The 20,709-nt window shown below is 50.0% G+C and carries 34 protein-coding genes and 1 pseudogene; 26 read left to right on the top strand and 9 right to left on the bottom strand.

Annotated features, from left to right (window positions below):
• The first annotated feature begins 13 nt into the window (after positions 1–13).
• From KAJ71_RS20445 to KAJ71_RS20330, 24 genes and pseudogenes are all read left to right on the top strand, one after another.
• Positions 14–466 carry an olxA gene (locus tag KAJ71_RS20445; RefSeq protein WP_248947358.1) on the top strand — a complete coding sequence of 151 codons (453 nt, stop codon included), beginning with the start codon at positions 14–16 and terminating at the stop codon, positions 464–466.
• Between the two features lie 491 nt (positions 467–957).
• Positions 958–1,134, top strand: a complete 177-nt coding sequence (locus tag KAJ71_RS20440) for a hypothetical protein (protein ID WP_248947357.1) — start codon at positions 958–960, stop codon at positions 1,132–1,134.
• 52 nt (positions 1,135–1,186) lie between these two features.
• Positions 1,187–1,873, top strand: a complete 687-nt coding sequence (locus KAJ71_RS20435) for a hypothetical protein (protein ID WP_248947356.1) — start codon at positions 1,187–1,189, stop codon at positions 1,871–1,873.
• Between the two features lie 5 nt (positions 1,874–1,878).
• Complete coding sequence (locus KAJ71_RS20430; RefSeq protein ID WP_446033332.1) at positions 1,879–2,220, top strand: DUF5983 family protein; 342 nt, start codon at positions 1,879–1,881, stop codon at positions 2,218–2,220.
• Between the two features lie 184 nt (positions 2,221–2,404).
• Positions 2,405–3,043, top strand: a complete 639-nt coding sequence (locus tag KAJ71_RS20425; protein WP_223665812.1) for an AAA family ATPase — start codon at positions 2,405–2,407, stop codon at positions 3,041–3,043.
• Positions 3,043–3,366: a hypothetical protein gene (locus KAJ71_RS20420; protein ID WP_248947353.1), complete on the top strand. Its 324-nt coding sequence runs from the start codon at positions 3,043–3,045 to the stop codon at positions 3,364–3,366. The genes KAJ71_RS20425 and KAJ71_RS20420 overlap by 1 nt, the downstream gene beginning before the upstream one ends.
• A 102-nt stretch (positions 3,367–3,468) precedes the next feature.
• A complete protein-coding gene (locus KAJ71_RS20415; RefSeq protein WP_223665814.1) occupies positions 3,469–3,780 on the top strand; it encodes a hypothetical protein in 312 nt (103 codons plus the stop codon).
• Between the two features lie 22 nt (positions 3,781–3,802).
• Entirely contained in the window at positions 3,803–3,976 is a 174-nt protein-coding gene (locus KAJ71_RS20410; protein WP_223665815.1) for a hypothetical protein, read from the top strand.
• Positions 3,960–4,532: a VRR-NUC domain-containing protein gene (locus tag KAJ71_RS20405; RefSeq protein WP_248947352.1), complete on the top strand. Its 573-nt coding sequence runs from the start codon at positions 3,960–3,962 to the stop codon at positions 4,530–4,532. Before KAJ71_RS20410 ends, KAJ71_RS20405 begins: the two co-directional genes overlap by 17 nt.
• Positions 4,520–4,831 (top strand): DUF4406 domain-containing protein, encoded by a 312-nt coding sequence (locus tag KAJ71_RS20400; RefSeq protein WP_248947348.1) that lies wholly within the window; start codon positions 4,520–4,522, stop codon positions 4,829–4,831. The genes KAJ71_RS20405 and KAJ71_RS20400 overlap by 13 nt, the downstream gene beginning before the upstream one ends.
• Positions 4,832–5,078: 247 nt before the next feature.
• Positions 5,079–5,591 (top strand): YjaZ family protein, encoded by a 513-nt coding sequence (locus tag KAJ71_RS20395; RefSeq protein ID WP_248947347.1) that lies wholly within the window; start codon positions 5,079–5,081, stop codon positions 5,589–5,591.
• Between the two features lie 578 nt (positions 5,592–6,169).
• A complete protein-coding gene (locus tag KAJ71_RS20390) occupies positions 6,170–7,486 on the top strand; it encodes a coiled-coil domain-containing protein (protein WP_248947346.1) in 1,317 nt (438 codons plus the stop codon).
• 8 nt (positions 7,487–7,494) lie between these two features.
• Entirely contained in the window at positions 7,495–8,058 is a 564-nt protein-coding gene (locus KAJ71_RS20385) for a 3'-5' exonuclease (protein WP_248947345.1), read from the top strand.
• Positions 8,059–8,231: 173 nt separating this feature from the next.
• A complete protein-coding gene (locus KAJ71_RS20380) occupies positions 8,232–8,459 on the top strand; it encodes a hypothetical protein (RefSeq protein ID WP_248947343.1) in 228 nt (75 codons plus the stop codon).
• A gap of 35 nt (positions 8,460–8,494) precedes the next feature.
• Positions 8,495–8,743: pseudogene (locus KAJ71_RS20375) on the top strand (ASCH domain-containing protein); the annotation flags it as partial.
• Complete coding sequence (locus tag KAJ71_RS20370) at positions 8,698–9,624, top strand: DNA cytosine methyltransferase (RefSeq protein ID WP_311295076.1); 927 nt, start codon at positions 8,698–8,700, stop codon at positions 9,622–9,624. The pseudogene KAJ71_RS20375 and the gene KAJ71_RS20370, both read left to right, overlap by 46 nt.
• Positions 9,621–9,929, top strand: a complete 309-nt coding sequence (locus KAJ71_RS20365) for a hypothetical protein (RefSeq protein WP_248947340.1) — start codon at positions 9,621–9,623, stop codon at positions 9,927–9,929. The genes KAJ71_RS20370 and KAJ71_RS20365 overlap by 4 nt, the downstream gene beginning before the upstream one ends.
• Before the next feature lie 28 nt (positions 9,930–9,957).
• Positions 9,958–10,308 (top strand): hypothetical protein, encoded by a 351-nt coding sequence (locus KAJ71_RS20360; RefSeq protein ID WP_248947339.1) that lies wholly within the window; start codon positions 9,958–9,960, stop codon positions 10,306–10,308.
• Position 10,309: 1 nt separating this feature from the next.
• Positions 10,310–10,789, top strand: a complete 480-nt coding sequence (locus tag KAJ71_RS20355) for a phage protein NinX family protein (protein WP_248947338.1) — start codon at positions 10,310–10,312, stop codon at positions 10,787–10,789.
• Positions 10,786–11,010 (top strand): hypothetical protein, encoded by a 225-nt coding sequence (locus tag KAJ71_RS20350; RefSeq protein WP_248947336.1) that lies wholly within the window; start codon positions 10,786–10,788, stop codon positions 11,008–11,010. The genes KAJ71_RS20355 and KAJ71_RS20350 overlap by 4 nt, the downstream gene beginning before the upstream one ends.
• Positions 11,007–11,384: a phage protein NinX family protein gene (locus KAJ71_RS20345; RefSeq protein ID WP_248947335.1), complete on the top strand. Its 378-nt coding sequence runs from the start codon at positions 11,007–11,009 to the stop codon at positions 11,382–11,384. The genes KAJ71_RS20350 and KAJ71_RS20345 overlap by 4 nt, the downstream gene beginning before the upstream one ends.
• Entirely contained in the window at positions 11,381–11,689 is a 309-nt protein-coding gene (locus tag KAJ71_RS20340; RefSeq protein WP_248947334.1) for a hypothetical protein, read from the top strand. Before KAJ71_RS20345 ends, KAJ71_RS20340 begins: the two co-directional genes overlap by 4 nt.
• A gap of 260 nt (positions 11,690–11,949) precedes the next feature.
• Positions 11,950–12,969, top strand: coding sequence for a hypothetical protein (locus KAJ71_RS20335; protein WP_248947333.1), 1,020 nt, complete (start codon positions 11,950–11,952; stop codon positions 12,967–12,969).
• Positions 12,970–13,332: 363 nt separating this feature from the next.
• Positions 13,333–13,569, top strand: a complete 237-nt coding sequence (locus KAJ71_RS20330; protein WP_248947332.1) for a hypothetical protein — start codon at positions 13,333–13,335, stop codon at positions 13,567–13,569.
• 196 nt (positions 13,570–13,765) lie between these two features.
• Here the strand turns inward: KAJ71_RS20330 and KAJ71_RS20325 are convergent, their stop codons facing one another.
• From KAJ71_RS20325 to KAJ71_RS20295, 7 genes are all read right to left on the bottom strand, one after another.
• Positions 13,766–14,209, bottom strand: a complete 444-nt coding sequence (locus tag KAJ71_RS20325; RefSeq protein ID WP_248947331.1) for a hypothetical protein — start codon at positions 14,207–14,209, stop codon at positions 13,766–13,768.
• A gap of 222 nt (positions 14,210–14,431) precedes the next feature.
• On the bottom strand, positions 14,432–14,833 hold the full coding sequence (locus tag KAJ71_RS20320; protein ID WP_248947330.1) for a hypothetical protein: 402 nt from the start codon (positions 14,831–14,833) through the stop codon (positions 14,432–14,434).
• 10 nt (positions 14,834–14,843) lie between these two features.
• Positions 14,844–15,089 carry a hypothetical protein gene (locus tag KAJ71_RS20315; RefSeq protein WP_248947329.1) on the bottom strand — a complete coding sequence of 82 codons (246 nt, stop codon included), beginning with the start codon at positions 15,087–15,089 and terminating at the stop codon, positions 14,844–14,846.
• A 1-nt stretch (position 15,090) separates the two neighbouring features.
• On the bottom strand, positions 15,091–15,600 hold the full coding sequence (locus tag KAJ71_RS20310) for a DUF262 domain-containing protein (protein WP_248947328.1): 510 nt from the start codon (positions 15,598–15,600) through the stop codon (positions 15,091–15,093).
• A 444-nt stretch (positions 15,601–16,044) separates the two neighbouring features.
• The gene (locus KAJ71_RS20305; RefSeq protein ID WP_248947327.1) at positions 16,045–16,254 is read right to left on the bottom strand and encodes a hypothetical protein; all 210 of its coding nucleotides are present in this window, start codon (positions 16,252–16,254) and stop codon (positions 16,045–16,047) included.
• A gap of 174 nt (positions 16,255–16,428) precedes the next feature.
• A complete protein-coding gene (locus tag KAJ71_RS20300) occupies positions 16,429–16,644 on the bottom strand; it encodes a hypothetical protein (protein ID WP_248947326.1) in 216 nt (71 codons plus the stop codon).
• A 51-nt stretch (positions 16,645–16,695) separates the two neighbouring features.
• Positions 16,696–17,325 (bottom strand): hypothetical protein, encoded by a 630-nt coding sequence (locus KAJ71_RS20295; protein ID WP_223665837.1) that lies wholly within the window; start codon positions 17,323–17,325, stop codon positions 16,696–16,698.
• Between the two features lie 241 nt (positions 17,326–17,566).
• Here KAJ71_RS20295 and KAJ71_RS20290 point away from each other — a divergent pair, with 241 nt between their 5' ends.
• On the top strand, positions 17,567–17,974 hold the full coding sequence (locus KAJ71_RS20290) for a hypothetical protein (protein WP_223665838.1): 408 nt from the start codon (positions 17,567–17,569) through the stop codon (positions 17,972–17,974).
• Here the strand turns inward: KAJ71_RS20290 and KAJ71_RS20285 are convergent.
• Together KAJ71_RS20285 and parM are read right to left on the bottom strand one after the other, a co-directional pair.
• Positions 17,964–18,455 (bottom strand): hypothetical protein, encoded by a 492-nt coding sequence (locus KAJ71_RS20285; RefSeq protein WP_248947325.1) that lies wholly within the window; start codon positions 18,453–18,455, stop codon positions 17,964–17,966. The two genes, KAJ71_RS20290 and KAJ71_RS20285, sit on opposite strands and share 11 nt — an antisense overlap.
• 3 nt (positions 18,456–18,458) lie before the next feature.
• Positions 18,459–19,559, bottom strand: coding sequence for a ParM/StbA family protein (parM, locus tag KAJ71_RS20280; RefSeq protein ID WP_248947324.1), 1,101 nt, complete (start codon positions 19,557–19,559; stop codon positions 18,459–18,461).
• A gap of 200 nt (positions 19,560–19,759) precedes the next feature.
• Here parM and KAJ71_RS20275 point away from each other — a divergent pair.
• Positions 19,760–20,709, top strand: a 950-nt coding sequence (locus KAJ71_RS20275; RefSeq protein ID WP_248947323.1) for a transposase, incomplete at its 3' end; no start/stop codon positions are given.

Here is a 20,709-nt window from a genome sequence, read left to right as displayed (position 1 = left end):
GGGCGTATTGAATATGACAACATTGATCGACACCGTGCAGCCGTCGGAAGACTACATTGAAAAAATACTTTATTTGCATGCTCTTGAAGGCCGCAGCGAGGAGGAGTTTGTCACGGTATACCTTACCGGACTTGCGTCTCGCTTAAAGGCTAATCCGGCTCTGTATCGAGTATTTGGGCCGTGGTGGCCAACGATTAAGACTATGTTTATTCATGAGTTTGGCCCGGAAGTATTCGCTAACGAAGTGGCACAGGATGTGCGGGCGATTTATAGCCTTTCTCGCCCAGCTCTGTCGATGGTGGCCGCGCACCTGTATAGCGAGGAGCGGATCGAACGTGGCCTCTTCTATGCGCCGCAGCACGAACTTGCAGTGCATGCAGAGGCGGATGATACCGAGCCGTATATTTATTACTGCGACGATGACCAAATGGAAAAACTGATCGCCTGGAAAGGGGCCGTAGCGTGAGGGAAAGGCAGTGGTATACATGGCTGGATTTGGTCGCTATGGCTGACAGCCTGGGGTATGAACTGACCATTAATAACCTGCGGGTAGGCCGTATCATGCGGCTTACCAGCAAAACCGATCCTGAGTGCTGGGGTACCGTTGCAGATCTGAGTACCGGTGAGCCTGTAAAAGGGGTGCGCCATTATTCGCGAGGGGGCTGGGATTGGGCGTTACCCGACAACATAAGGGTTATAGAAGAGGCCCGGAAGCGGGAAATCGAGAGAGCTTAGGCTCTCTTTTTTTTATGTATAAAAACATACAGTTATGAATCGTTAATCATGCATTTGAAATCAAAAGCATGATTTTTGGTTGCGTAAGTCTAATTAATAATTGTATAGTTGCCTTGTGCCGGAAAACAGGCACAAAAAAACCCGCCGGAGCGGGTTTTAATGAGGGGTTGTCGATTGGCGAAAATTTCCAACCCTGTGTTACCTAACAAGGAGAATATTATCATGGCGAAGAATCACGTGTCCATGCCGGTTGATTATGTCAACGTCCAACCAGCGCGGCGTCCAGTAGTTTACCAATCCTCTTCTGTTCCTAAGGCGCTACAGATCATCGGGATGATGTTCGGTACCGTCGGTGTAATGACCTTACTTAATGCCGTGTACGTACTGGCTACTCGTTAAACCCACAGCCCCGGTTGGAACCGGGGCAATACAGAAATAGAAGAGGTTGGTTATGAGCAAGAAATACGGTATTGCGGTATTAAAAGCGGCATTGGTATCCCTGGAAAAGCGCACTATCCAATATGTCATTGATGAGGCTATGGCCTGCGCAAACAAACCTGATGTTAGCGAGTTCGTGCGCGATGTTATTACCAAGGCCATGCAGAGGTGCTGGCGTAAAGCAGTAATGCGGGAGCGTATCGCCACTCAAATTGTTGTGCTGGAAACCGGTTCTGAAGAACAGGCCACGGTGCAGGGCGCTGACGCGCCAAAAACGAACTGCAACGTACAGCCGGAACCGGTGCTAGTTGCATCATTCAAGGCATATAACGTGTACGACCTTCGTCAGCATGTCATGAGCGTTAGCCGCAGGCAGGCAGACTCGTTGGAGTTTGCTATGGAGTACAAATCTCGCAGCCATGGCATTCAATACAAGATGTTCAAGTTGTCGAGCGTCGCCGCCTATGCAGCTCAATACAACGAGGACGAAGCGGAAGCGGTGGCCAGAGCCAGGAGCTTTGGCCACGAACTGTATTTTATGGTTCCACTCGGATGTTCTCTTACCAGCCAAAAGCGGTCACATGCCAATAAATACCTGGTTAAACCTAACCAGTTGATCAGTTTTGATGGCCAATTGCTGCGTGTTGAGCCTGCATCTAACAAAAATATCAAACTGGTACCGATTGGAGAGGCCGCGTGAACATCATGGAAAAAGCCACTTTAAATCAGTTTGCTGCCAAGGTACCGATGTACAAAGTTGCCCTTGCCAGCACGTCACATATATCAGCAGAAGATACGGCAGTGATCATCGGCATGGCGTGGGATAAGCAAGAACAAGAGGGTCTTGGCTGGCTGCTTTGCTCGGGTAGTGGCTGGGTCGTCATTCCTGTAGAGGAGGAGGAGGACTGGGTAGACATTTTCACGAAAGGTGGCATTAGCGGGAGTACCATTGCGGCTATCTCTGTGCTACTTGATGCTGGGTTTCACGCTGTCAATTTTGATGATGGGGCGGCGGTGATCCCCGGATTACCTGTATTCAGCTGGTGATCGCAATGCGTCATACTTCATATTTCATACTTCATAAGTGTGATTTGTGAAGTATGACTTTACAGACGTATGGTTTCGTATAATATTCAGTCATTGCAGGGGATTGCCCCTTTAATATTTCATACGTATGAATTCATAACTCATAATTCATACGTATTAATTAATAAATCATATCGAGGTTCTGATGATCCACGTTATAGGCTCTAACAAGGGTGGATGCTCAAAAACCACCACGGCTATAAACCTGGCGGTAGGCTTGGCAATGCGCGGTAAAGATATTGTGCTGGTGGATGCTGATATGCAGCTCTCTGCATCACGTTGGAACGCAGAAAGGGAAGCGTCAGGCCTGAAGCCCTTGATCACGCTCATACAGAAGACGGGCAATATATCGCAAACATTGCGTAGCCTGGACGAAAAATACGAACATGTGATTGTGGACGTTGCTGGCCGTAACAGCCGCGAGCTGATCACCGCTTGTACGGTAGCCCACCAGTTGATCGCGCCTCATCAGTCCTCACAACTAGATCTTGATACCATGATGGAACTGCAAGAGCAGTTGATCAGCGTGCGCGATTTAAACCCTGATCTGAAAGCGTTCTGTTACCAAAGCATAGCAACAACCAACCCTTTGTTGGCGGGTACAGAGCGTAAGGAGTTCCTGGAGTTCGTGTCAGAGTTTGACCAGTTGGTACCGCTGGAGTCGAAGAGCTGCTTCAGAAAGGTTTACCGTGATGTGATGGCAGAAGGTAAATCCGTGCTGGAAACTGACAATGAGAAAGCAAAAGTCGAGGTCTGGGCTTTGATTGATGAGGTATTCAAATAATGGCGTTGAAGAAACCTAGTGAGCGTGCGAGTTCTTCCCCCGTTCGACGTGCGCCAGTGACCGAGGCTGAAGTAGAAGCGTTGGCCCAACGCTTGGCTGATCGTCCGTACGGTCAGGAGAATGAAGGCGCAGGCGTGGCACAGGTTGAACCAGCTCATCAAGACGAGCAAATGGGACGGACTACGATATCGTGGCCGTTGTCACTTCAACGCCGAGTTGAGGATGTGGCGTTGGCCAATAAGCGATCCGGGAACGGGCCAAAGAGCACAAGTGCATTGATGCGCGTGGCAATGGAGCAGTATCTGGATAAAAGTAATAAGTAATAATTCACATTTCATAAATATTAAGGGTGCCTCAGGCATCCTTTTTTTTGTCCAAAAAGATGATAGTCTAATTACTAATTAGACAAACAAGGACAATTACAGGTGAGTCTCTTAATCGAACGTAGCGCAGGGAAGTTCTACGCGGGGAGGATCTTCCATGGCTACTTCCCAAATGGGGAGTGGTTTGAAACCGCTCCGCCGCATTGGGAGGTGGGGTATTTCCCTGTTGACCCCCGGTACCTGAACGGAACAGGCAATCACAAGTATCAGGTCGCGCCCGGCAAGAAGATCCCCGGCGCACCAGCCCGCTTCGAGAGGCAAAAGGAAGCATTTGATTGGCTGAAGGAGAACATCGATCGCGTGAATGACGAGATCATGGCTCAGACAGAAATAGACAAAGCGGTAGCGCGATAATCAACACAAGATTGGGTTAGGAATGGCACGTATAGAAAAAAGGATAGAAGCTGGGGGCATTTACCGATTGAATGCCTCACGTTCCAAAAAGGTACCAGCGGAAGGCGATAAAACGGATTTCGATCCGATGGCCAAGCTAAACCAGGCGCGTGAACTGCGCCGTTCACGCAGAGGCTCCGATGTTGAGATTCAGTGAGGAGTGGCTTGCGGAACGCCAGAAAAAACAGGGTGCTCGTGTTACTCAAAAACGGAAGGGAACGAACGTCCTCGGTGAAGCTATCAAGTCCGTCGCGAAGAAGTCTCCCCATGCGGTCGCGCTGGCTCTCCTGGATAAAAACCCCGACCTGGTGAAGGGCAACCAGGAGCATTACGAACAAGTGCGAGTTTTCTATTATTTTGAGCGTCATCACCAGGGGATTTATACCCGTCTGCACTCAACGCCGAACGGTGGGCATAGAGGCAAAGCATCAGCTGGGAAGATAAAAGCGGAAGGTCAAAAGAAAGGGTACCCAGATATGTCGCTCGATGCGGCGCGGGGTAAGTATCATGGTCTGAGGATCGAGCTGAAGTACGGCAAAAACTCGGCATCTGAAGAGCAAAAAGAGTGGTTGCGCCTGCTGACGGCGGAGGGGTATTACTGTGCGCTGTGTGTCGGGCATAATGAGGCTATCGACGTGCTTATGACGTACTGGCATCTGGAGCCTGGTGCATCGATGCCCGGCCGGGAGCGTGATGAAGCATGGCAGATGTGAAAAGGGTTTATCTGTGCGTGCCCTACGGTGCCGATGATGAGCTGGTGCGAAAAAGGCTTTGTAACATCAAGACCACGCTTGAAGAGGCTGGATACAGCGTAACAGAGCCGCCTAGCACGACGCCTGGCCAGTCGATGGAAACTGCCCTCATGATGCGTTTAGCGCTGCTGGTGGTGTGTTCTGTGGTCTGGTTCCCTTGCGACTTCCAGCGATCGGCGGTTTCTGTTGCTGAATACAATTATGCGTATGCAATGAATAAGAAAATAGAGGTCGATCCGGCCCGGAGGTTACTTGATTAAAAAATTCCTTACTCGGCCTCGGATGATCGGTGCCGCAGTGTTTACCGGCTTCTTCGCTGTGAACATACTGCCGCTGTACGTTTTCGATTTGAAATCAGACCCGGTGGCAGTGGCTTTAAACGTGGTTGCCGCCTTCCTTTTGTCATGCTACTGCGCGATGAAAATCAAGTAATATCAACGCTAGCACTCTGTCACCCGATAGACGTGTGCTAGCATCGTCTGCATCATAAATATTGGAGGCGTTATCGTGATCGGGAAGAGTTGGGGTGACGTTAGCTACAACGGGAAAACATACGACTTAAAACACTTACACCCGTTCAGCTTTCAGGCGAAGATCAACGGTGCAGATGTGGCGGTTTCTGTCGCGTTCTCTAACCACTGTTTTACGGATAAAAAAGGCGAAGGGAGTCCATTGATGGGCAATCGCTATTTCTGTGAGGCACGGTATCAGTGCAGCCTGGAACTGCCTAGCATGATACAGAAGCGCCTAATTGATGGGCATATCGTGCCGCACTTCGATAAAAACAGTAACGAAGTGTACTACTACGCGGAGCTTTATGATTATGCGGTGTTTTTTGACCTACGCCCAGATGTGAACAACCCTGGTGGACTAACGTTGTTCGTAACATCGGCATATGAACTGGATCAGTGGGGAAAGGGTACCGTACCACGAGGGAATGCAGTTAAGTTCACCTACATTGGCCATCTTCGCTTAAGCGGCAATACTTACTTACCTACTAAAAAGCAAAGAAGGCGCTGATAAATCAGCGCCTTAGTGCTAAAGCAGACATCGATGATGTTTTTAAACTTAAAGTATCCGGCCTCACCTTTGGTTATCCCGCTCTCAGGCTGGGGGAGCTAAGGCGCTTTTCAGCATCTACATGCTCCGGTATCAATACCCCAACTTTCATTGGTTCCGGTCAGTATCGACAACCTAATGATAGCCCTCCGCGACCAAGATTACAACCAATACAGCCCCCTATTTGCTAGTAACCTGCCTACTACGCCATGCGTGCCGCCAGAGCGTGATTTGTCACAGATGTCTAATTAATTAATGCAATTCATTCTGATGTTTTGTACTATTTGCACTAATAAATTAATTAGACAAATAAGGACATGGAGGTAGGGCGGTGTTTAGACGTAAGTATCACTGGTTTTCACTGGTGTTCCAGAAGAGTGATGGGCAGGAGCAGATTTGCGTACGTTTCCGGCATTACCGTCTTGGCCACCGCCGAATTGAGGTGATCAAGAGCGAATTGGGCCTCGAGCCAGGTGCGGCGCTCGTAAGTGTGATGTACCGAGGGAAAATGACGAAAAAGCAATGGGAGACAGAAGGGAATGACTGATACAGCTTTAGTAGCAGAGCAGGAAAAGGTATTCGCCCCGGAAGCGGAAACCCTAGTAGCACAGATTAACTTTCTGAAAGCGGAAACCAATTTCTGTAGCCATGTAGCCGGTAACTCTATTTTTCGTGCCAGCATGGAGCGCATGGAGGAGGATCTGGGCAAGCTTGCTAGAAACTTCGTTGCCTTCGATGACCGTGAAAAAGCCGATTACAATCAGCTGGTGGACGTTGTTGAAGCACGCGATAGCACGATCACCAATTTGCATCTCCAACTCTCCATAAAAAACGACGAGCTCAATGCTCTGCGCGTTGCATTAAGCGAATCAGCAAACATCACGGCAGAAGAGCGGAACAGCCTGGATCGTGAGATCGAGCGACTGAAACAGCGTATCGATGCTATGAAAGCTGAGCAGGCTGAAGCCTTGCGCCGGTTGAGCGTTAAGCTGAAAAGTGCAGAGGACGAACTCAGCGAGGCCCGCGCCAAGATAGCCAATTTGCGCACTAAACTGGGCAAAGAAATGCATGCGCACGACAGCACCACTGTGTCGTACAAAAAAATGCAGCTCGACCACATAACACTGCTGCAATACCGCGATTATTCCCGTCGTGAGAAGGACATTATCAACGGTTCCTGCGGTGACAAATTCTGGCAGAGTGAAACGTACCCAGGCCTTAAGTTCTACATCCACTTCTTCCTGTACCCGCTGACATATCCAAATGTGCAGCAGGATGCCGACCAGCCATCGTTCGTTAATAACCTGACCTTCCACATCAACGTGCGCAGTACGTACGGTGTAGACCTTGTGGGGCGCATTAGCGAGTGGGGTGTTGTTCAGTACCAGAACCTGCCTCTTTTCAAAAACGAGATCCCCGAAGAGCTCTACAACGAATTAACCCGCGCCCACCACGAGCTGATCGCCGTCACCAACCCGCACCTTGCTGCGTTCTTTGCCTACGCCGACAGCGTGAAGCTTGTCGATGTCCCGGAGCTGAAACCAGCTGACGTGGCCAAGATGGCCGAATTGGAAATTACTACTCTGGCGCACCTGGGCAACGCTTTCACGACCGACCTGGAGAAGCTGAAGGGCATCGGTGAAGTAACGGCCCGGAAGCTCCGCGCCGTAGCCTATGTCTACAAAGCAGCATGGGAAGCTGAGTTCGGCGCAGTTGAGATCGAGAAACCGCTTTACGTCGAAACCTCACACACCATTGAAGACACCATCAACCGGCTGGTGGGCCTGCCTACTCAAGAGGGACGACCGCAGGCAACAGTTGGCCGCAGTAAAAAGCACCGCAAAGGCAAAAGGTAAGGGATTACATGTATAACGTTATGATTGATATTGAAACGGGCGGCACCGGCCCACAGGCACCTATTCTTTCGATCGCCGCCGTGCCGTTCGACCTGAACTCCGGCGAAATAGGGCCAAAATTCTATGCAGTTATTGATCTGAATAGCGAGTTGGCCCTGGGTGCAAAGCCTGACGGCGATACAATTTATTGGTTGTTAAGTCAGAGTGCAGAAGTTCGTGAGGCACTCACGCAAAAACCTGAAAATAACGCAGTAGTCCTTAAGCGCCTGACCAGTTTTATTAAAAAGCATAGTAGTAAAGAATTGGATCATGTGCAGGTTTGGGGAAATGGCTCAACGTTTGATAACACGATAACTCGCACTGCATACCAACGCTGTGGCCTCTTACCATTCTGGGCGTTTTGGAACGATTGTGATGTGCGTACAGTCGTTAAAGCGGGTAGGGCTATTGGTTTCAACCCCAAAAAAGAAATGCCATTCGAAGGTGAAAAACATCATCCCGTTGATGATGCTATTCACCAAATAAAATATCTCACTGCAATCTGGAAACGTATTACAGCCCCAAGAGGTTAATTATGGATATATGGGGTTTATTTACCCAGGGACTTCCGTTTCTTCTGCTGGCGATTGGGTTTTTAGTGTGGGTGGCCTCCGCAGTGTGGGTAGCTGCCGCATCAGACAAAGAATATAGGGAAAGGCCTGAATCAAAAAACTATGACTAATAATTAACTTCTGGGGTGTTCAAAGTGGAAAAAAACGAAAGCTTCAATATAACTACTCAAAAATTAATTGCTCTTTGTGACTTTATGGGAATCTCCACCAAGGTAGATCCAGGGGTAGGCCTGGTCACAGAAGTAATTATCCGCCAGGGTGTTATTGCTGGTGAGAATGGAAAGCCGAACTATCATGGCTGGCTTGCAGAAGATGCTATTTATCCTGAAGAAGGGGCGATCGCCCTGGAGAATGTAGGATGAAAGCGCGCCCAGTCTTATTCGTAGATGGGCGTTCATGCTGGAAGCCATCGCTTCACATGCCGCGTTTGGCATCGCGCATCTTGCTGGAAATCACCGCCGTTCGCGTTGAGCGGTTGTGCAGCATGAGCCAACAAGACGCCCGTGCAGAGGGCGTAATTGCTGCCTCTGGCCCAATGGAAGCTGGATTGGCATTCCGTGGACTGTGGCTATCAATCTACGGCTCGGAAAGCCCCTGGGTATGGGTAATCGAGTTCAAGCGCGTGGAGGCCCAGGGATGGAGGTAACGGCTAATTCTTACTTCTGCGGTGCTGGCTTAATGGATATCGGCCTGATGGAGGCCGGTATCCAAATCAACCAGGCGTTTGAAATGGACGCTGACGCCTGTAAGACATATCGCCACAATCTTGGCGGCCATATTAAGCAATGTGATTTGACACAGGAGCTGGTGCTGGAGCAGGCGGAATGCCACGGGATGTTCTTCACATATCCCTGCACCAAGTATTCAACGATCGGCGATATTCATGGAACGCGTACTGGTGACGAGCTTTATCTTCATGCTCTGCGCCATATGTTCATTGCTCGCCCTGAGTTCTTTGTTGCAGAGAACGTCCCCGGCATGCTGGCTTTCCCGATCGTCATGGAAGCTATGACAAAGATGCCTGACTACTACGTGACAGTGTTCTGCCCGGTTAAGTCAGAAACATGGCTGCCACAGCGTCGCAACCGCCTAATCATTATCGGCACCCGCCGCCCGTTTGCTATTCGGCCGCCGGAGAATACCAAGCCGATAGCACTCGCTGACATTTTGGAAGATGAGCCGAAAGTTACGCTGCCAACGGCAATCAAGGCCCGAATGAGCGGGGCTTATCGTGATCTACCAATTATCAGCGATCCGGCAAAGGGTGACGTAGCTCCGACGTGCATCGCTCACTATGCGAAAGATAAAAGCACTCGGCTGGTGGTTGATAAGCGCTTTCCGCTCGGTGTTCGCCCGTATTCAGTTCGCGAATATGCCCGCCTTCAGGGCGTTCCTGACTGGTTTAACTTCCCTGTATCCGACTCTTCGGCCTACCGGCAGATTGGTAATGGAGTAAGCAAGCAAGTTGGCGAATGGGCAGGTAGAGAGATTATCCGTTACATGAATCAAGTTAGAGAGGCTGTGTGATGGTTGTTGAACGCGAGTATTTCGTCATTAGCGTTGGCCATACGCAGCGTAGTAGCCCTTATATCCTTTTGTGGGCGGCTAATAATTCGGGTTACCGAGGACGCTTAGAAACAGCTGGCCGTTACACGGAAAGCCAAATTAGAAAGCAGCTGGATTACTACAACAACGGCTGCGACACAGTAGCTGTTCCTTGTGATGTGGCAGAGCCGCTTTCTATCCCTGTTGCACTGAGTCATGCGAGCCATTTCAGTGCGCTGATAATGAGATTGAAAACGAATACGCGGCATGAACAAAAAGTTATGTAGTGATGACGCATGAGGAGAAAGGAAATCAATGGCATTTATATCGATGAACGAAATATCAAAACACATTGTCACCTCAAGCAAAACAGGCAAATTCTTAACAATAAGAAAAAACAGGGTTGCCTACATATCTAAGAGTGTTTTGGCTGGTGAAAAGACAGTGGAAATGCAAATCAACGTTGAGAAAAAGGAAGTAAGGCTACGCCTCGGCGAAGGATTGAGAAATAAACTCTGTGGCCCCGGCGGTATCGGTGGGCAATTTACCGTCCCTTCTGCGGTTATTGAGGCAATTATCAAACCGGAGAAAATAAACAGACGTATCGATCTTGAAAAGAACAGCGATGGCTGGTGGTACGGTAGCTATAAATCTGAGGAGGAATAGGGTGGTTATCAATACAAAATGTCTAGCAGGAAAAGCACTTAATTGGGCCGTGGCCAAGGCGCTTGATATCGATATGTTCATAAACCCATTCAACGAGGTTATGGAAAAGCAGCCAGAACATGGCCCCGTTCGCTTTGAACCATCGACTAATTGGGGGCAGTGCGGGCCGCTGATCGAACAGTTCGAGATATCACTTCAGCCCCCAACTACACGGCATTTGAATTTTGGGCGCGGTAGAGGCCGGTGGGAAAAAATCGAGCATTGGACAGCGATTGTACCAATCCAACACACTAATCAAAATGACCTGAAGTCTATTGGAGAGTTGGAGATCCCCAACATCGGGAGGGCAACCGGCCCGACCCCACTAATCGCCATCTGCCGTGCAGTAGTAGACGCTAAATTAGGTGAGTCAGTCACAGCGCCTAATGACCTTTTGGAAGCCTGGTGGGCGTCGGTCTTTAACAATGGAGATATCGAATGATCGCCCATGGGATCCCCATCCAGAAAACAACCATCGATATGGCCACCAACTGCGTAGAAAAGACCGAAACCGTTGCGGCTCAAGTCGTAACGTCGGTTCGTCCTGGTTGTTGTGAAGCTTGTGGTATGAAGCACGCGCCTGATGAGCCGCATAACCTGCGGAATTTTTGGGTAACAGAGCTTACAGCACGCGGTGAAATGGCTGGTGGTGAAAACGGATGATCAAATTTAGCGAACTAGATGAGTTAGGGCTTAGCAAGGTACCGGACTTTGAGATTAACAAGCGCGTGGCTGAGTCTCTCGGCTATATCGCCAGAATAGCCCCTCATTATCCGGAGAGCGTCGAGTTGTGGCGCTTTGAAACCACTTTTTATGACAAGGGGAACAAGTACCAGGGCAATGCTGATTACTGCAATAACGCTGAGCAGGCCTGGCCGATTATCGCTGAGAACAAAATTTCACTGGTGCCTTACCGTTTTAATGGCGGATTTTGGGAAGCTCACGACAAATATGGAACGGGCAGGTCGGTACCGGATAAAAAACCGCTCCGCGCCGCGATGATCGTCTATTTGATTGCACAGGAGCAGCGGGCATGAATAAGGATAACGAGCCGGTCAGCATCGAGGAGCTGCGTGAATACATCGCAGAGAGCAAAAAACTCTGTGAAGAAGGCTTACCGCTGCAAAAGCTCGTCCGTATTGCCAGCGAGCTACTGGCTCGGCTAGAGAAACAGCCAGTTTACTGGTTGTGGGAGCACCGCAGTAATGAGTCTTTTGTAACCTCAATTTCACCCGAGAGATACCCTTCGGCCAGCAAACTGCTGTCTGAAGGCTGGATGGTGCGCGGGCTTGAGTTCAGCACCGCTATTGAACTGAGGCGCAACGATGAGCCACTGCACTGATATCGAGGTACCAGCTCAACCGGTGGCGTGGCGGCATGATGGCGGGCCATTCGCTGGCATAGCAATAACGCGGTCTGAGAACGTCGCTAAGGGCTGGATTTCCCGAGGCTGGAAAGTTACCCCCCTTTATCAGCAAGACTGTGTAACAGCCTTACAGGCCGAAATAGAGCGACAGAAAGCGATCGCGGCCGAGTATCAACAACTGATTAGCCACATGAACGCTGGTGGTGATTTTTTCGCATTTCAAAGGAGCATAAGTCATGGATAAGAGCAAAGCCGTTTGGACGAATGAAAAAAGCGATGAAGCCATCATGCGGCTGATGACCGACTGCGGTATGCCAGAAAATACAACGCTCTACCGGGCATTCAAGCAGTTAGAAAACGAAATTGTGCAATCTGCCTGGGCAGCGCTGGCGGAGCAGGACGAGCGCACCATTGCCTGTGTTAATGCCTTTGCTGGTATCGATACTGAACGCATCGCGGGCAAAAGCCTGGGCGAGTTCCTTGCCGGTGAGGTGCGACTCAACAAGGCTGAGGCGAAACCAGACGGCAGCTTTGGTTTCTCGTTCTCCGGGTTTGCCGTCCGGCTCATGGCAGGAGCCTTTGCTGAGCAGTTCAAAGCCTCCGGGGCGATCAATTACCTCGAACTGACATTCAAACATGACGATGTGGGCCCAATGACGGTCACTATGCAGCGCGTCGAGGGCTTAACACCGGTGCAGAAACTGGCCGCAGCAGAGCAGCGCGCAGAAGCAGCGGAACTGCGAATCCTTAAAGCAATTAATCAGCGCTGGTGCCCCGACGTCGATCCAATCACCGGCCGTAAGCTCTTCATGTGGCTTAACCATCCAGACCTGGGCTATGTGCCGACGTATGGCGGCCCGTATGACAGTTATACCCTGGCAGAGCGCGATAACGCTGGTGGCTTTTCTGTGCATCGTTATGACCATGATCGTGGCGCTTGGGTTGAGGATGAGTGTGTTTGTGTGCAGGTCGTAGAGGAATGGTTGCCGTCAGACCAGGTGGAGCTTGATGAATATGTGAAAGAGAACGCACCAGGTGCGGAACGATCGGCGGATCCTGGGTTACAGCATCCGATCATCACAAGCCCGGACACAGACCCACGACGAGGAGATTTCAAGTGTGAGTCCACTGGCGAGTTCTATCGGACACAGATGGGTTCCGTGCCTGGCCGCGAGTTTATGCTGTATCGAAATGAGGCTGAATCGCTCTATTTAGGCCTGCGTGACGCGCTTTGCTCAACTGCAAAGGAGGCATGATGGCCAACCGCATACAACGGAGAGTATGTTAAGGACATCCTTCCTGGTGATAACGCTGATTGCGAAGCTGATAACTCCGGCATGCCAATCATCGACAATCCTGGGTTTTGCTCTTATGCCGATGACTGCGCCGGTGTTCTGTTCACTAACGAAGGCAAAGCACTGCTTGAGGAGGGGTAATGGGAATGTTTAAGATAATGTTCTGCAAACACGAATATCTACTTATCAGAACAATTCACGGTGATGAAGCTCTGTATGCTCGTAGCGAATGGAAATGTAACAAGTGTGGCCACAACAGATACAGCCAGTATCTTGAGCGAAAGCAGGGTGATGCATGAACATATCAACTGAGAAATTGAAACAATGGATCGACCGCCTACGGATATACGCCATCCTGATGGGGCATTAATCACCCATGAAAACCAGTGCTATATCGGCATGACGGAAGAGCAAGAGCGGCTTGCTCGTTCTATTTTCACCGATTTGCCGGAAGATGAGCTACCGTTGTTGCGGGAAGATCGAGGAGGTTGGTTTTATTATCGAAAACTCAGCCTCAGAGCCGACACCAGACCAGCCATTCACGATAATGATTTCTGGTAGTAGAGCATAGAATGCAAAAGCCCCAGCGAGTGGGGCTTTTCGGGGTCTGAGGGCCAATGGAACGAAAACGTACGTTAAGGAGATAATTCATTGTTTAAATTGAAATTTAACGCTTTTTCTGCCTGTACGGCAGTGAACCTACAATAACTCAAACACCGTACTCTGCCAACGCTTATTAGCGCCACCCTCGGCGCTATTACTCATAGGATTTCAGCATTGCGTCCAGGTATGACGCCTGGGTGAACTCCCCAGGGCAATTACTAGCAATTTCAGTCAGCCACTGCGTGTTAGCATCTAGATCCAATGATAGGGTCATGTACCCGTCTATCAGCGCCATTCCAGGGCCAGAGGTGCGCCCAATACTAATTTTTTTATCATTACGAACTCGCTCAACACTTACGCCAGGCACTGATACATTTCGCCCCTTGATCTCAATGTTATTAGCCTTGCAAATTGCATCGGCAATGAGAACGGAAGCGTAGAGAGGGTGGGGGTCAGAAGGAAACTCTACGGATATGGATCCTGATAGTTCTTGCTCTTTCGTCAGTACGTCTTCTCCGCCTCGCACGACAACAGACTCTACAACCGCACTATAGATAACGGTTGCACGAACCGTTTTAACTGTTTTCTCCAGTTTCATTATGGCGTTCCTTCTGCTTGTATTACGAATAGTTCCAACTGCTTTGTTTTTATCAAAAATAGCTCCCAGAAGCCGAGGTGCATCTTTCTGTCACCGGCTTCCCATTGTTGCCATGTGCCAGCGGCAGAATGTACCAGGGCAGCAGCTGCGCCTTGTGTTAACTTAGCCGAATCGCGGGCGGCTCTTATTTCTTGTGGTGTCGGTGATTTTCTCATTATCTTTTTAACTCGACTTTGACCTAGAGCCGAGCATTGCGGCGCGGCAGGTCTTTTGGACAAATGCCTCATACTGAGCAATTAAATCATCGTCAACAGGGCCACAGTCAACTAGGTTCTCTACTATCTCCTTTGCCAGTTTGCCAAAATCTAGCGACGCTGGTGTAGGTGGGGCGGTGAAATATCCCCTGCCGCGAGGGTAGTCCTTACCGCACGGCGAATACAGTTCCTCCCCGCCACGGGTAACACGGCACAAATACAAATCAGCCTGTTTGCTCTGCGCCTCCCTTTCTGACAGCAATTCCCTACGGAGCGATATCAATTCCAGCGCAATAGATTGCTGCTCTTCTACGCTCGCGCTGCCGTGCATTGATACATCGCTGGCGATAGTTACCGTTGATCTGGTCATGCATCACCCCTTAGCCGCATACGCCTTGGACAGCATTAGGAAAATAAATATCCTCGCTAAATCCGTGTCCGGTTTTGTTAAGCGCCGGAACTAAGTCGACATCCGCCGCGTCGATCTCATCTTGATAGTCCGTGTCGTAAAGCCCGACACAATCATCACCGATGGTATAGAAGCCGATCCGCTTAGATGGGCATTTTTTTAGAAGGGCGTTCACTTGCTTAACCCACTTCGCTTCTTCTGCTGTTAGCTCGGCCATGTCACTCTCCCTTCAGTTTCAATACGTGGCGCTTATGCTCTTCGCTCTGCGGAACGCCGGTAAAGTTGACCGCAATAAAATAATTCAGAAGGTCATTCCGGCCAGCGTCATCAAGTATCACTGCGGGCAGACTGGTCTTGCCGAATGCGAGTTGTTCAGGCCTGCTCAGTTCGCGCCAGTATACCGGCGTGCCATCGATGATAAAGGGGATGCTGTTTGTGATAAAGAGCTTCAGCGTTGTAAGACGCTGCTTACCATCGACTACTTCCAGATACGGGCCTTCTTTTTCACACCAGTCTGGGGTTTTGGCAATGGCCACATGGCCAAGTGGAAAGCCAGCAACGATCGCATGCAAAAAGGCCTGCTGCTGTTCTTCCCCCCAGACGTAACCGCGCTGGTAGTCAGCGTCAAAAAACATAGCGTCGTTCTTCAGCCAGTGGATATAGCCATCTATGCTATATTCGCTTGTGCCAGCTCGAAACTGCCGCAATGAACGGATACGATTTTCCATCACTCCGCCTTAAAGTCGGTTGTTTTTAGTCCACGACACGCCAGCCAGATCCCCCAGCATTGACGGCAAGTTACCTTTGCATTTTTTGACGCAGGCCTTGATGATTGTTCTGAGCCTGAAACGCCACCATCTAAGCCGCACAATGTCACATAATCCGATCCTTCAATGCCGTTCCTGATATGCACAAACTCTTCGTCGCCATCTTCCAACATTGTCACAATCACAAACCGTGGCATATCATTCCCCCTCGACCTCATCACCTGCAACATACGTATTATTCCATAGCCCGCTCTGACCACTGAGCTACACCACAACGGGGAGAGCACTGGAGTCGCTGCAACGCATATCATCGTTGCCGTTCCCCTGGTGTTGGTCGGCCTTTCGCGCTTCCGCGTACGGCTCCAATGCTCTTTCCGTTGTGCGCCCCGTAAGGCGCGGTGGGTATTAATGGCTGCGTGGTTCAATCCACAAACTAACGTTGTGGTTTCCTTGGAAGTTCCAGTCCTTATTCACAGCTACATGCTGCGGCCCTTGACGGGTAGGATAAGAGCTCAACGCATAATTACGGATTTCCTTGATGCGGAAACGAGCTCCGTGCGCGTAAACGATGTCTCCGACGCGCATCTGTGTAATGTTGACGTGTTGTTTTTCCATCGTGCAATCCTCTGTTCTTGTTTAGCTATTAACCCATTCGTCATAGGTTTTCAGCGGCTTGCCTGTCATGAATTCGTTACCTTTACCATCGTCAGCGCAGGCTAGGTAAATTTGGTATTCGCTATCGTTGTCGCCGCCAATCTGCTTTTTGTTCGAGTTGCATCATCAAACCTTCTATTTTTCTAAACCCAAGGCTTCACGGATTTCCGCTGCGCGCTGTTCACTGCCAGCGGCGAGCCCGGCGTTATATGCGCCTTCCACCATCGCGTTGATCATTTGCCAATCATCGCGATTTAGCTTTACTGTCAGGCTTGCTACTACGGTGCCATTCGCCCGTTTGAATGCTGTAGCGCCTTTAAGCATGTAAAATTTGTTTAGTAAATATCCCATCGTGAAACCCTCTTAGTGGTATTAACGAAGCGCCCCGTAGGGCGCGGCTGATTAAAATGGGATATCTGAGTGGGTATGTTCTGCTACTGATTGAGGTTCTGTTTCAAGGTACCCTGTCAACGTCTCAGCAATTCGCCGAGCATTAACAATCACCTTGATGATGTGATTAGCCACGCGAGGGCCGTTGTTGAAAGCATCACGTTTGTATTGTGCGATTACGTCCTGTTGGTTATTGCGTACAGCTTCTGCACTCATCCAGTAGCAACGTCTGTCGGCAAGTTTCTGCGCCAGCTCATCAATTTCGTGATTCATTACCAGTGCTGCGGCATGAGCCTCAAAAATAGTGTTCTTTTCTACCATCTCAGCCAGGCGCATCAACTCATCGGCGATAGTTCTATTCAGCTTGCTAAATTCTGCTTGGTTCCAGGTATCGAGGTTGGATTCAACATAACCAGTAGCCGCTTGGCTCATGTCGTTATAAAGGTTTGCATCTAAGGTAGTGCTGTTCTCGCACTGGAAAGCATTAGCGACTGAATCAATGATGAGGCTGGCCATATGGTCAGCGCTCCGCCAATTCTTACGCCAGGCACTTGTAAGGTAACCAACAAGATCAAGGGATACACCAGCAGCGGTGACTATATCTTGTGCTTTTATCAGTGCGTTGATTGCTGTCTTGCTCATTGTCCAGTCCTTCTTGAAGTTAGCGGCTAAGTGCTTCCATGAGCATGACAATACCCTCATTGAGGGTGCCTGTAAACAAATAATTAGACAATTAGACTAACGAGGACAAGAAAGCCACGCCTGGCCTTTAACACTTGTGAACTTTGCCTGGCTGTTTAGATTGATACTTCATAAACCGGCCGTTATTATCGTTATGTAAAATTAATTAGTTTATTAGTGACAAGCGGTAAGGAAAGTTGCTATGCAGGAAAAGTGCCCGCGCATCAGTAGCGCAGAAGTCGCCGATTTTATGCTGCGGTTGAACCGGCCGGTGTCGGCCCCAGAGTTAACAGTCCTGCTTCAGAAAGCCTATCCAGGCCTCCTCGTTGAAAAGAACGACATATACATTCGCCTGAAGGGGTTTTACCGCTCCGCGCAGGCTGATTGTGTACTAGACGATGATGTGCGGCCTAGAACGTTCCACCTTAAGGCGATCAGCAGCCACTATTTCAAGTTCCGCAACGGCCGGAGAATCGATCTGTCGACAACAGTCATCAAAGAGACGTTACTGGGCGAGGAAAAAGAAAAAGCCACGCTAAGAGCAATGGCTTTTGGTAGGGAACTATTTCATCGGATATTAGCTAAACGTTCGCTTCTGGCTACCCTTTAGCGGTAAACGTTCGCCTCTTGCTACCTTTTGGCGGCATGGCCATCACGCTGGTGGATTCGCCTTCAACCGATTCTGCAACATCAGGCTGTGTAGGTTGCTTGCGTGCTTTGACAGGTGGCGCTGAAGTCAGATCGGGCTCGGATCGCTCAGGTTCCTGCGGCACTGGCGTAAGAGCATTGGCGCTGTTGCTAGTGCTGGTGGGCCGGACACCGCAGAACAGTTCCAGGGCGCGCAAAATCATTTCGGCCCTTTCCGCTTTATTGGCGTTAGCAAACGTCGAATTATCCAGCGCCTTGAATGCGCTATCTAAGCCGCTCTCAATAACCATGTTACCGATGCTGATCGAGTTGAACAGGAGAGCCTGCCGCGATGCTAGCGCGTCTAGTTTCTGGTGCTTATCGACAAAGCGTTTACCGTAGTAGCTGTGCACGGCAACCTTGTCTAGATTGAGCTGGAGCAAGCGGCGTTTGTTATCAGCCATAAATTAAGCCTCTATTTCAGATTGTTCGTCTTCTACATCATGCCGGGCGAGTAAAGCTAGATAAGCGCCACGCGCAACAGCAGTCTCAGGCTGGTGGGGCACAACCACGTTATCATGCCAATCGGCAAAGTTAGGGATCCCACGGAGCAGGCCGCAAATATAATAAGCGCCGCCACCGACAATAATCAGGGCATCAATGCTGCCAAGCGACTTAACGATCGTTTTAAGATAATAGTTAATTTCGCTGGCAAAGCTGGCGGCCGCCGCAGTGATGATGTCATCGAGATAGATTCGCTTATCCTTCAGCGCCTCGATAGACGAACCGTAGTAGCCCTTGCGAACGATCGCATCGATATCGTCAAGCGTCATGGCGCGGATCTTTTCTACCGGGATGCCAATGGTTTCTGCCTGGGCCAGCATTTGCAGCTTCACTGCTTCAAGCATGATGTGTACACCACGCGGCGTAGTTCCGCGTGAGAACAGGGTGTGGTTATCACAGTCCAGGTGCGCTATGTCGCATGTATAGCGGCCAATATCAACGATGGCCACATCCTTGGCACCAATCAGGTAAGGGTTGTCTTGCCCGTCTTGGGTATACAGCGCGGCGTTATAAGCTGTCACAGCCTCGGGCATGATTTCGACGCATACAATGTCAGGAGCCGCGATATCGCTGGTGGCGTTTGTGACAGCAGTCATTAAGGATTTACGCTTCAGTTCGATTTGTTGGCGATTGATAGCGTTGTTATCGTCGTAATACTGATCGGCCGGCAGCGTGTCGGCGATAATAACTTTGCGGCCGCCAAGCTTAAGTGAGGTTAGGGCGTTCACGACCAGCACGCGGCAAGCGGCACTCAGCTGATAGTCTGGTGTCCGGGTATCAATAGCCCCGACCGCTTTATTCATCACTGTGTAGGTTTCCAGTTCGCCGCTGGCACCTATTGTCACCCAGTTAGTTTTCGAGTCACTCTCATGCGCCTGGCCAAGCACCCGCGATACAAACGATGGAGTGACACGGATTTGTACCGCGCCTTTGTTTTCCATGACTGTTGCAACGTTGCCAGAACCGCAGTCCAGAGCCACATAAACCGGATTGTTTTTACTCATTTTTTCGCCTTTCTCTGTTAGGTAAACACGGCGAGAAGATTATCGCACCGGGATCCCTTAATCAAGCGAATACCTGATAATCAATTGCATTTTATTGGTTAATGATTACGAAAACATGATTGTAGATAGGGGTGCCGGTTTCATTACTCACTTTTGATATACAGCCTGCCATGTATTGAAAAAAGGCCTGAGTAGCATCAATGAGTTGGGACGAACACAGAGAACGTTTTGCCGCGCTTCAGAGCGAGCGGGGGATCACTGTTAAGGAATATGCTGAAGCGCACGGGTTGAACCCCAACACGGCCCGCAGAGAGCTGAAAAAGAAGGCCTCCGCCGAAGGGCAGGCTCCCCAACCCAAACGCGGCAAAAAAGCCGTGGCCAAAAAGATCACGAAAGGTGATCAAAAGCGTGATCATTCAGGTGATCACACCGTTGTTGATGATAGTGATCATGTGATCACTGCCCACAGAAAAAGCCGCGCACGTCGCGCCAGAACTGGTGATGCGCCATTTAGCGCTGACACGCCAGCCTCAAAAAGATCACAAAAAAGTAGTGATCATCGAAGCGACAAAAAGATCATATCACCCGCGTCTAATGGGGTTGACGATACAGCCCTCGTCCATGTGCCTAAACCCCGGGGCGGTCGCCGGTTTGGGCAGATGAATGAGGATTGCATTATCCACGGTCGTTACGCATCGCCGCGACCGCAAGATATTGAAGACGCCCTGGAGGAGATGAGCGATCCCAATTTTCTGAACACTATCGAAGCTCGTTCCATGGCGATGGTCTACTCCCACTTAAAACTCATGGAGCGGGCCCGAAATCGCTCTTTAGATTTACTGGACGAGGAGGCGGAAGATCACGCCGGTGAAAAAAAAGAAGACAGAGGCACTCACCCCGATCACAAAAAGTTGCAGATGTTACTCAACGTCAGCGTGGGAATTGGAGAGACAGCAAAGTCATTAAGCGCCCTGCGATCTGCAATGCTGAAGGCCCGCCGAGAGGAAGAAGTCCACAGCATCAAGATGAACACGCTTAATCTGATCTCGATGGCTTACGAGCAGCAAAAGGAACACGACTGGAGCTATACAGAGACGGCAGCATACATCGAAGCCAACGGGGGCATAGTTCCACCTCACTTAATGCAACA

The sequence above is a fragment of the Serratia silvae genome (genome assembly GCF_023282985.1).
GTDB classification, from domain to species: domain Bacteria; phylum Pseudomonadota; class Gammaproteobacteria; order Enterobacterales; family Enterobacteriaceae; genus Chania; species Chania silvae.
Note: the sequence above shows the minus strand (reverse complement) of the source record. Positions and strands in the feature narration are given on the sequence as shown.

Excerpts from the sequence above, each read along its gene's own strand:
- KAJ71_RS20445 (WP_248947358.1), top strand. The coding sequence starts at position 14 with ATGACAACATTGATCGACACCGTGCAGCCGTCGGAAGACTACATTGAA.
- KAJ71_RS20440 (WP_248947357.1), top strand. The coding sequence starts at position 958 with ATGGCGAAGAATCACGTGTCCATGCCGGTTGATTATGTCAACGTCCAA.
- KAJ71_RS20435 (WP_248947356.1), top strand. The coding sequence starts at position 1,187 with ATGAGCAAGAAATACGGTATTGCGGTATTAAAAGCGGCATTGGTATCC.
- KAJ71_RS20430 (WP_446033332.1), top strand. The coding sequence starts at position 1,879 with ATGGAAAAAGCCACTTTAAATCAGTTTGCTGCCAAGGTACCGATGTAC.
- KAJ71_RS20425 (WP_223665812.1), top strand. The coding sequence starts at position 2,405 with ATGATCCACGTTATAGGCTCTAACAAGGGTGGATGCTCAAAAACCACC.
- KAJ71_RS20420 (WP_248947353.1), top strand. The coding sequence starts at position 3,043 with ATGGCGTTGAAGAAACCTAGTGAGCGTGCGAGTTCTTCCCCCGTTCGA.
- KAJ71_RS20410 (WP_223665815.1), top strand. The coding sequence starts at position 3,803 with ATGGCACGTATAGAAAAAAGGATAGAAGCTGGGGGCATTTACCGATTG.
- KAJ71_RS20405 (WP_248947352.1), top strand. The coding sequence starts at position 3,960 with ATGTTGAGATTCAGTGAGGAGTGGCTTGCGGAACGCCAGAAAAAACAG.
- KAJ71_RS20400 (WP_248947348.1), top strand. The coding sequence starts at position 4,520 with ATGGCAGATGTGAAAAGGGTTTATCTGTGCGTGCCCTACGGTGCCGAT.
- KAJ71_RS20390 (WP_248947346.1), top strand. The coding sequence starts at position 6,170 with ATGACTGATACAGCTTTAGTAGCAGAGCAGGAAAAGGTATTCGCCCCG.
- KAJ71_RS20385 (WP_248947345.1), top strand. The coding sequence starts at position 7,495 with ATGTATAACGTTATGATTGATATTGAAACGGGCGGCACCGGCCCACAG.
- KAJ71_RS20370 (WP_311295076.1), top strand. The coding sequence starts at position 8,698 with ATGGGTAATCGAGTTCAAGCGCGTGGAGGCCCAGGGATGGAGGTAACG.
- KAJ71_RS20360 (WP_248947339.1), top strand. The coding sequence starts at position 9,958 with ATGGCATTTATATCGATGAACGAAATATCAAAACACATTGTCACCTCA.
- KAJ71_RS20350 (WP_248947336.1), top strand. The coding sequence starts at position 10,786 with ATGATCGCCCATGGGATCCCCATCCAGAAAACAACCATCGATATGGCC.
- KAJ71_RS20345 (WP_248947335.1), top strand. The coding sequence starts at position 11,007 with ATGATCAAATTTAGCGAACTAGATGAGTTAGGGCTTAGCAAGGTACCG.
- KAJ71_RS20340 (WP_248947334.1), top strand. The coding sequence starts at position 11,381 with ATGAATAAGGATAACGAGCCGGTCAGCATCGAGGAGCTGCGTGAATAC.
- KAJ71_RS20335 (WP_248947333.1), top strand. The coding sequence starts at position 11,950 with ATGGATAAGAGCAAAGCCGTTTGGACGAATGAAAAAAGCGATGAAGCC.
- KAJ71_RS20330 (WP_248947332.1), top strand. The coding sequence starts at position 13,333 with ATGGATCGACCGCCTACGGATATACGCCATCCTGATGGGGCATTAATC.
- KAJ71_RS20325 (WP_248947331.1), bottom strand. The coding sequence starts at position 14,209 with ATGAAACTGGAGAAAACAGTTAAAACGGTTCGTGCAACCGTTATCTAT.
- KAJ71_RS20320 (WP_248947330.1), bottom strand. The coding sequence starts at position 14,833 with ATGACCAGATCAACGGTAACTATCGCCAGCGATGTATCAATGCACGGC.
- KAJ71_RS20315 (WP_248947329.1), bottom strand. The coding sequence starts at position 15,089 with ATGGCCGAGCTAACAGCAGAAGAAGCGAAGTGGGTTAAGCAAGTGAAC.
- KAJ71_RS20310 (WP_248947328.1), bottom strand. The coding sequence starts at position 15,600 with ATGGAAAATCGTATCCGTTCATTGCGGCAGTTTCGAGCTGGCACAAGC.
- KAJ71_RS20305 (WP_248947327.1), bottom strand. The coding sequence starts at position 16,254 with ATGGAAAAACAACACGTCAACATTACACAGATGCGCGTCGGAGACATC.
- KAJ71_RS20300 (WP_248947326.1), bottom strand. The coding sequence starts at position 16,644 with ATGGGATATTTACTAAACAAATTTTACATGCTTAAAGGCGCTACAGCA.
- KAJ71_RS20295 (WP_223665837.1), bottom strand. The coding sequence starts at position 17,325 with ATGAGCAAGACAGCAATCAACGCACTGATAAAAGCACAAGATATAGTC.
- KAJ71_RS20290 (WP_223665838.1), top strand. The coding sequence starts at position 17,567 with ATGCAGGAAAAGTGCCCGCGCATCAGTAGCGCAGAAGTCGCCGATTTT.
- KAJ71_RS20285 (WP_248947325.1), bottom strand. The coding sequence starts at position 18,455 with ATGGCTGATAACAAACGCCGCTTGCTCCAGCTCAATCTAGACAAGGTT.
- parM (WP_248947324.1), bottom strand. The coding sequence starts at position 19,559 with ATGAGTAAAAACAATCCGGTTTATGTGGCTCTGGACTGCGGTTCTGGC.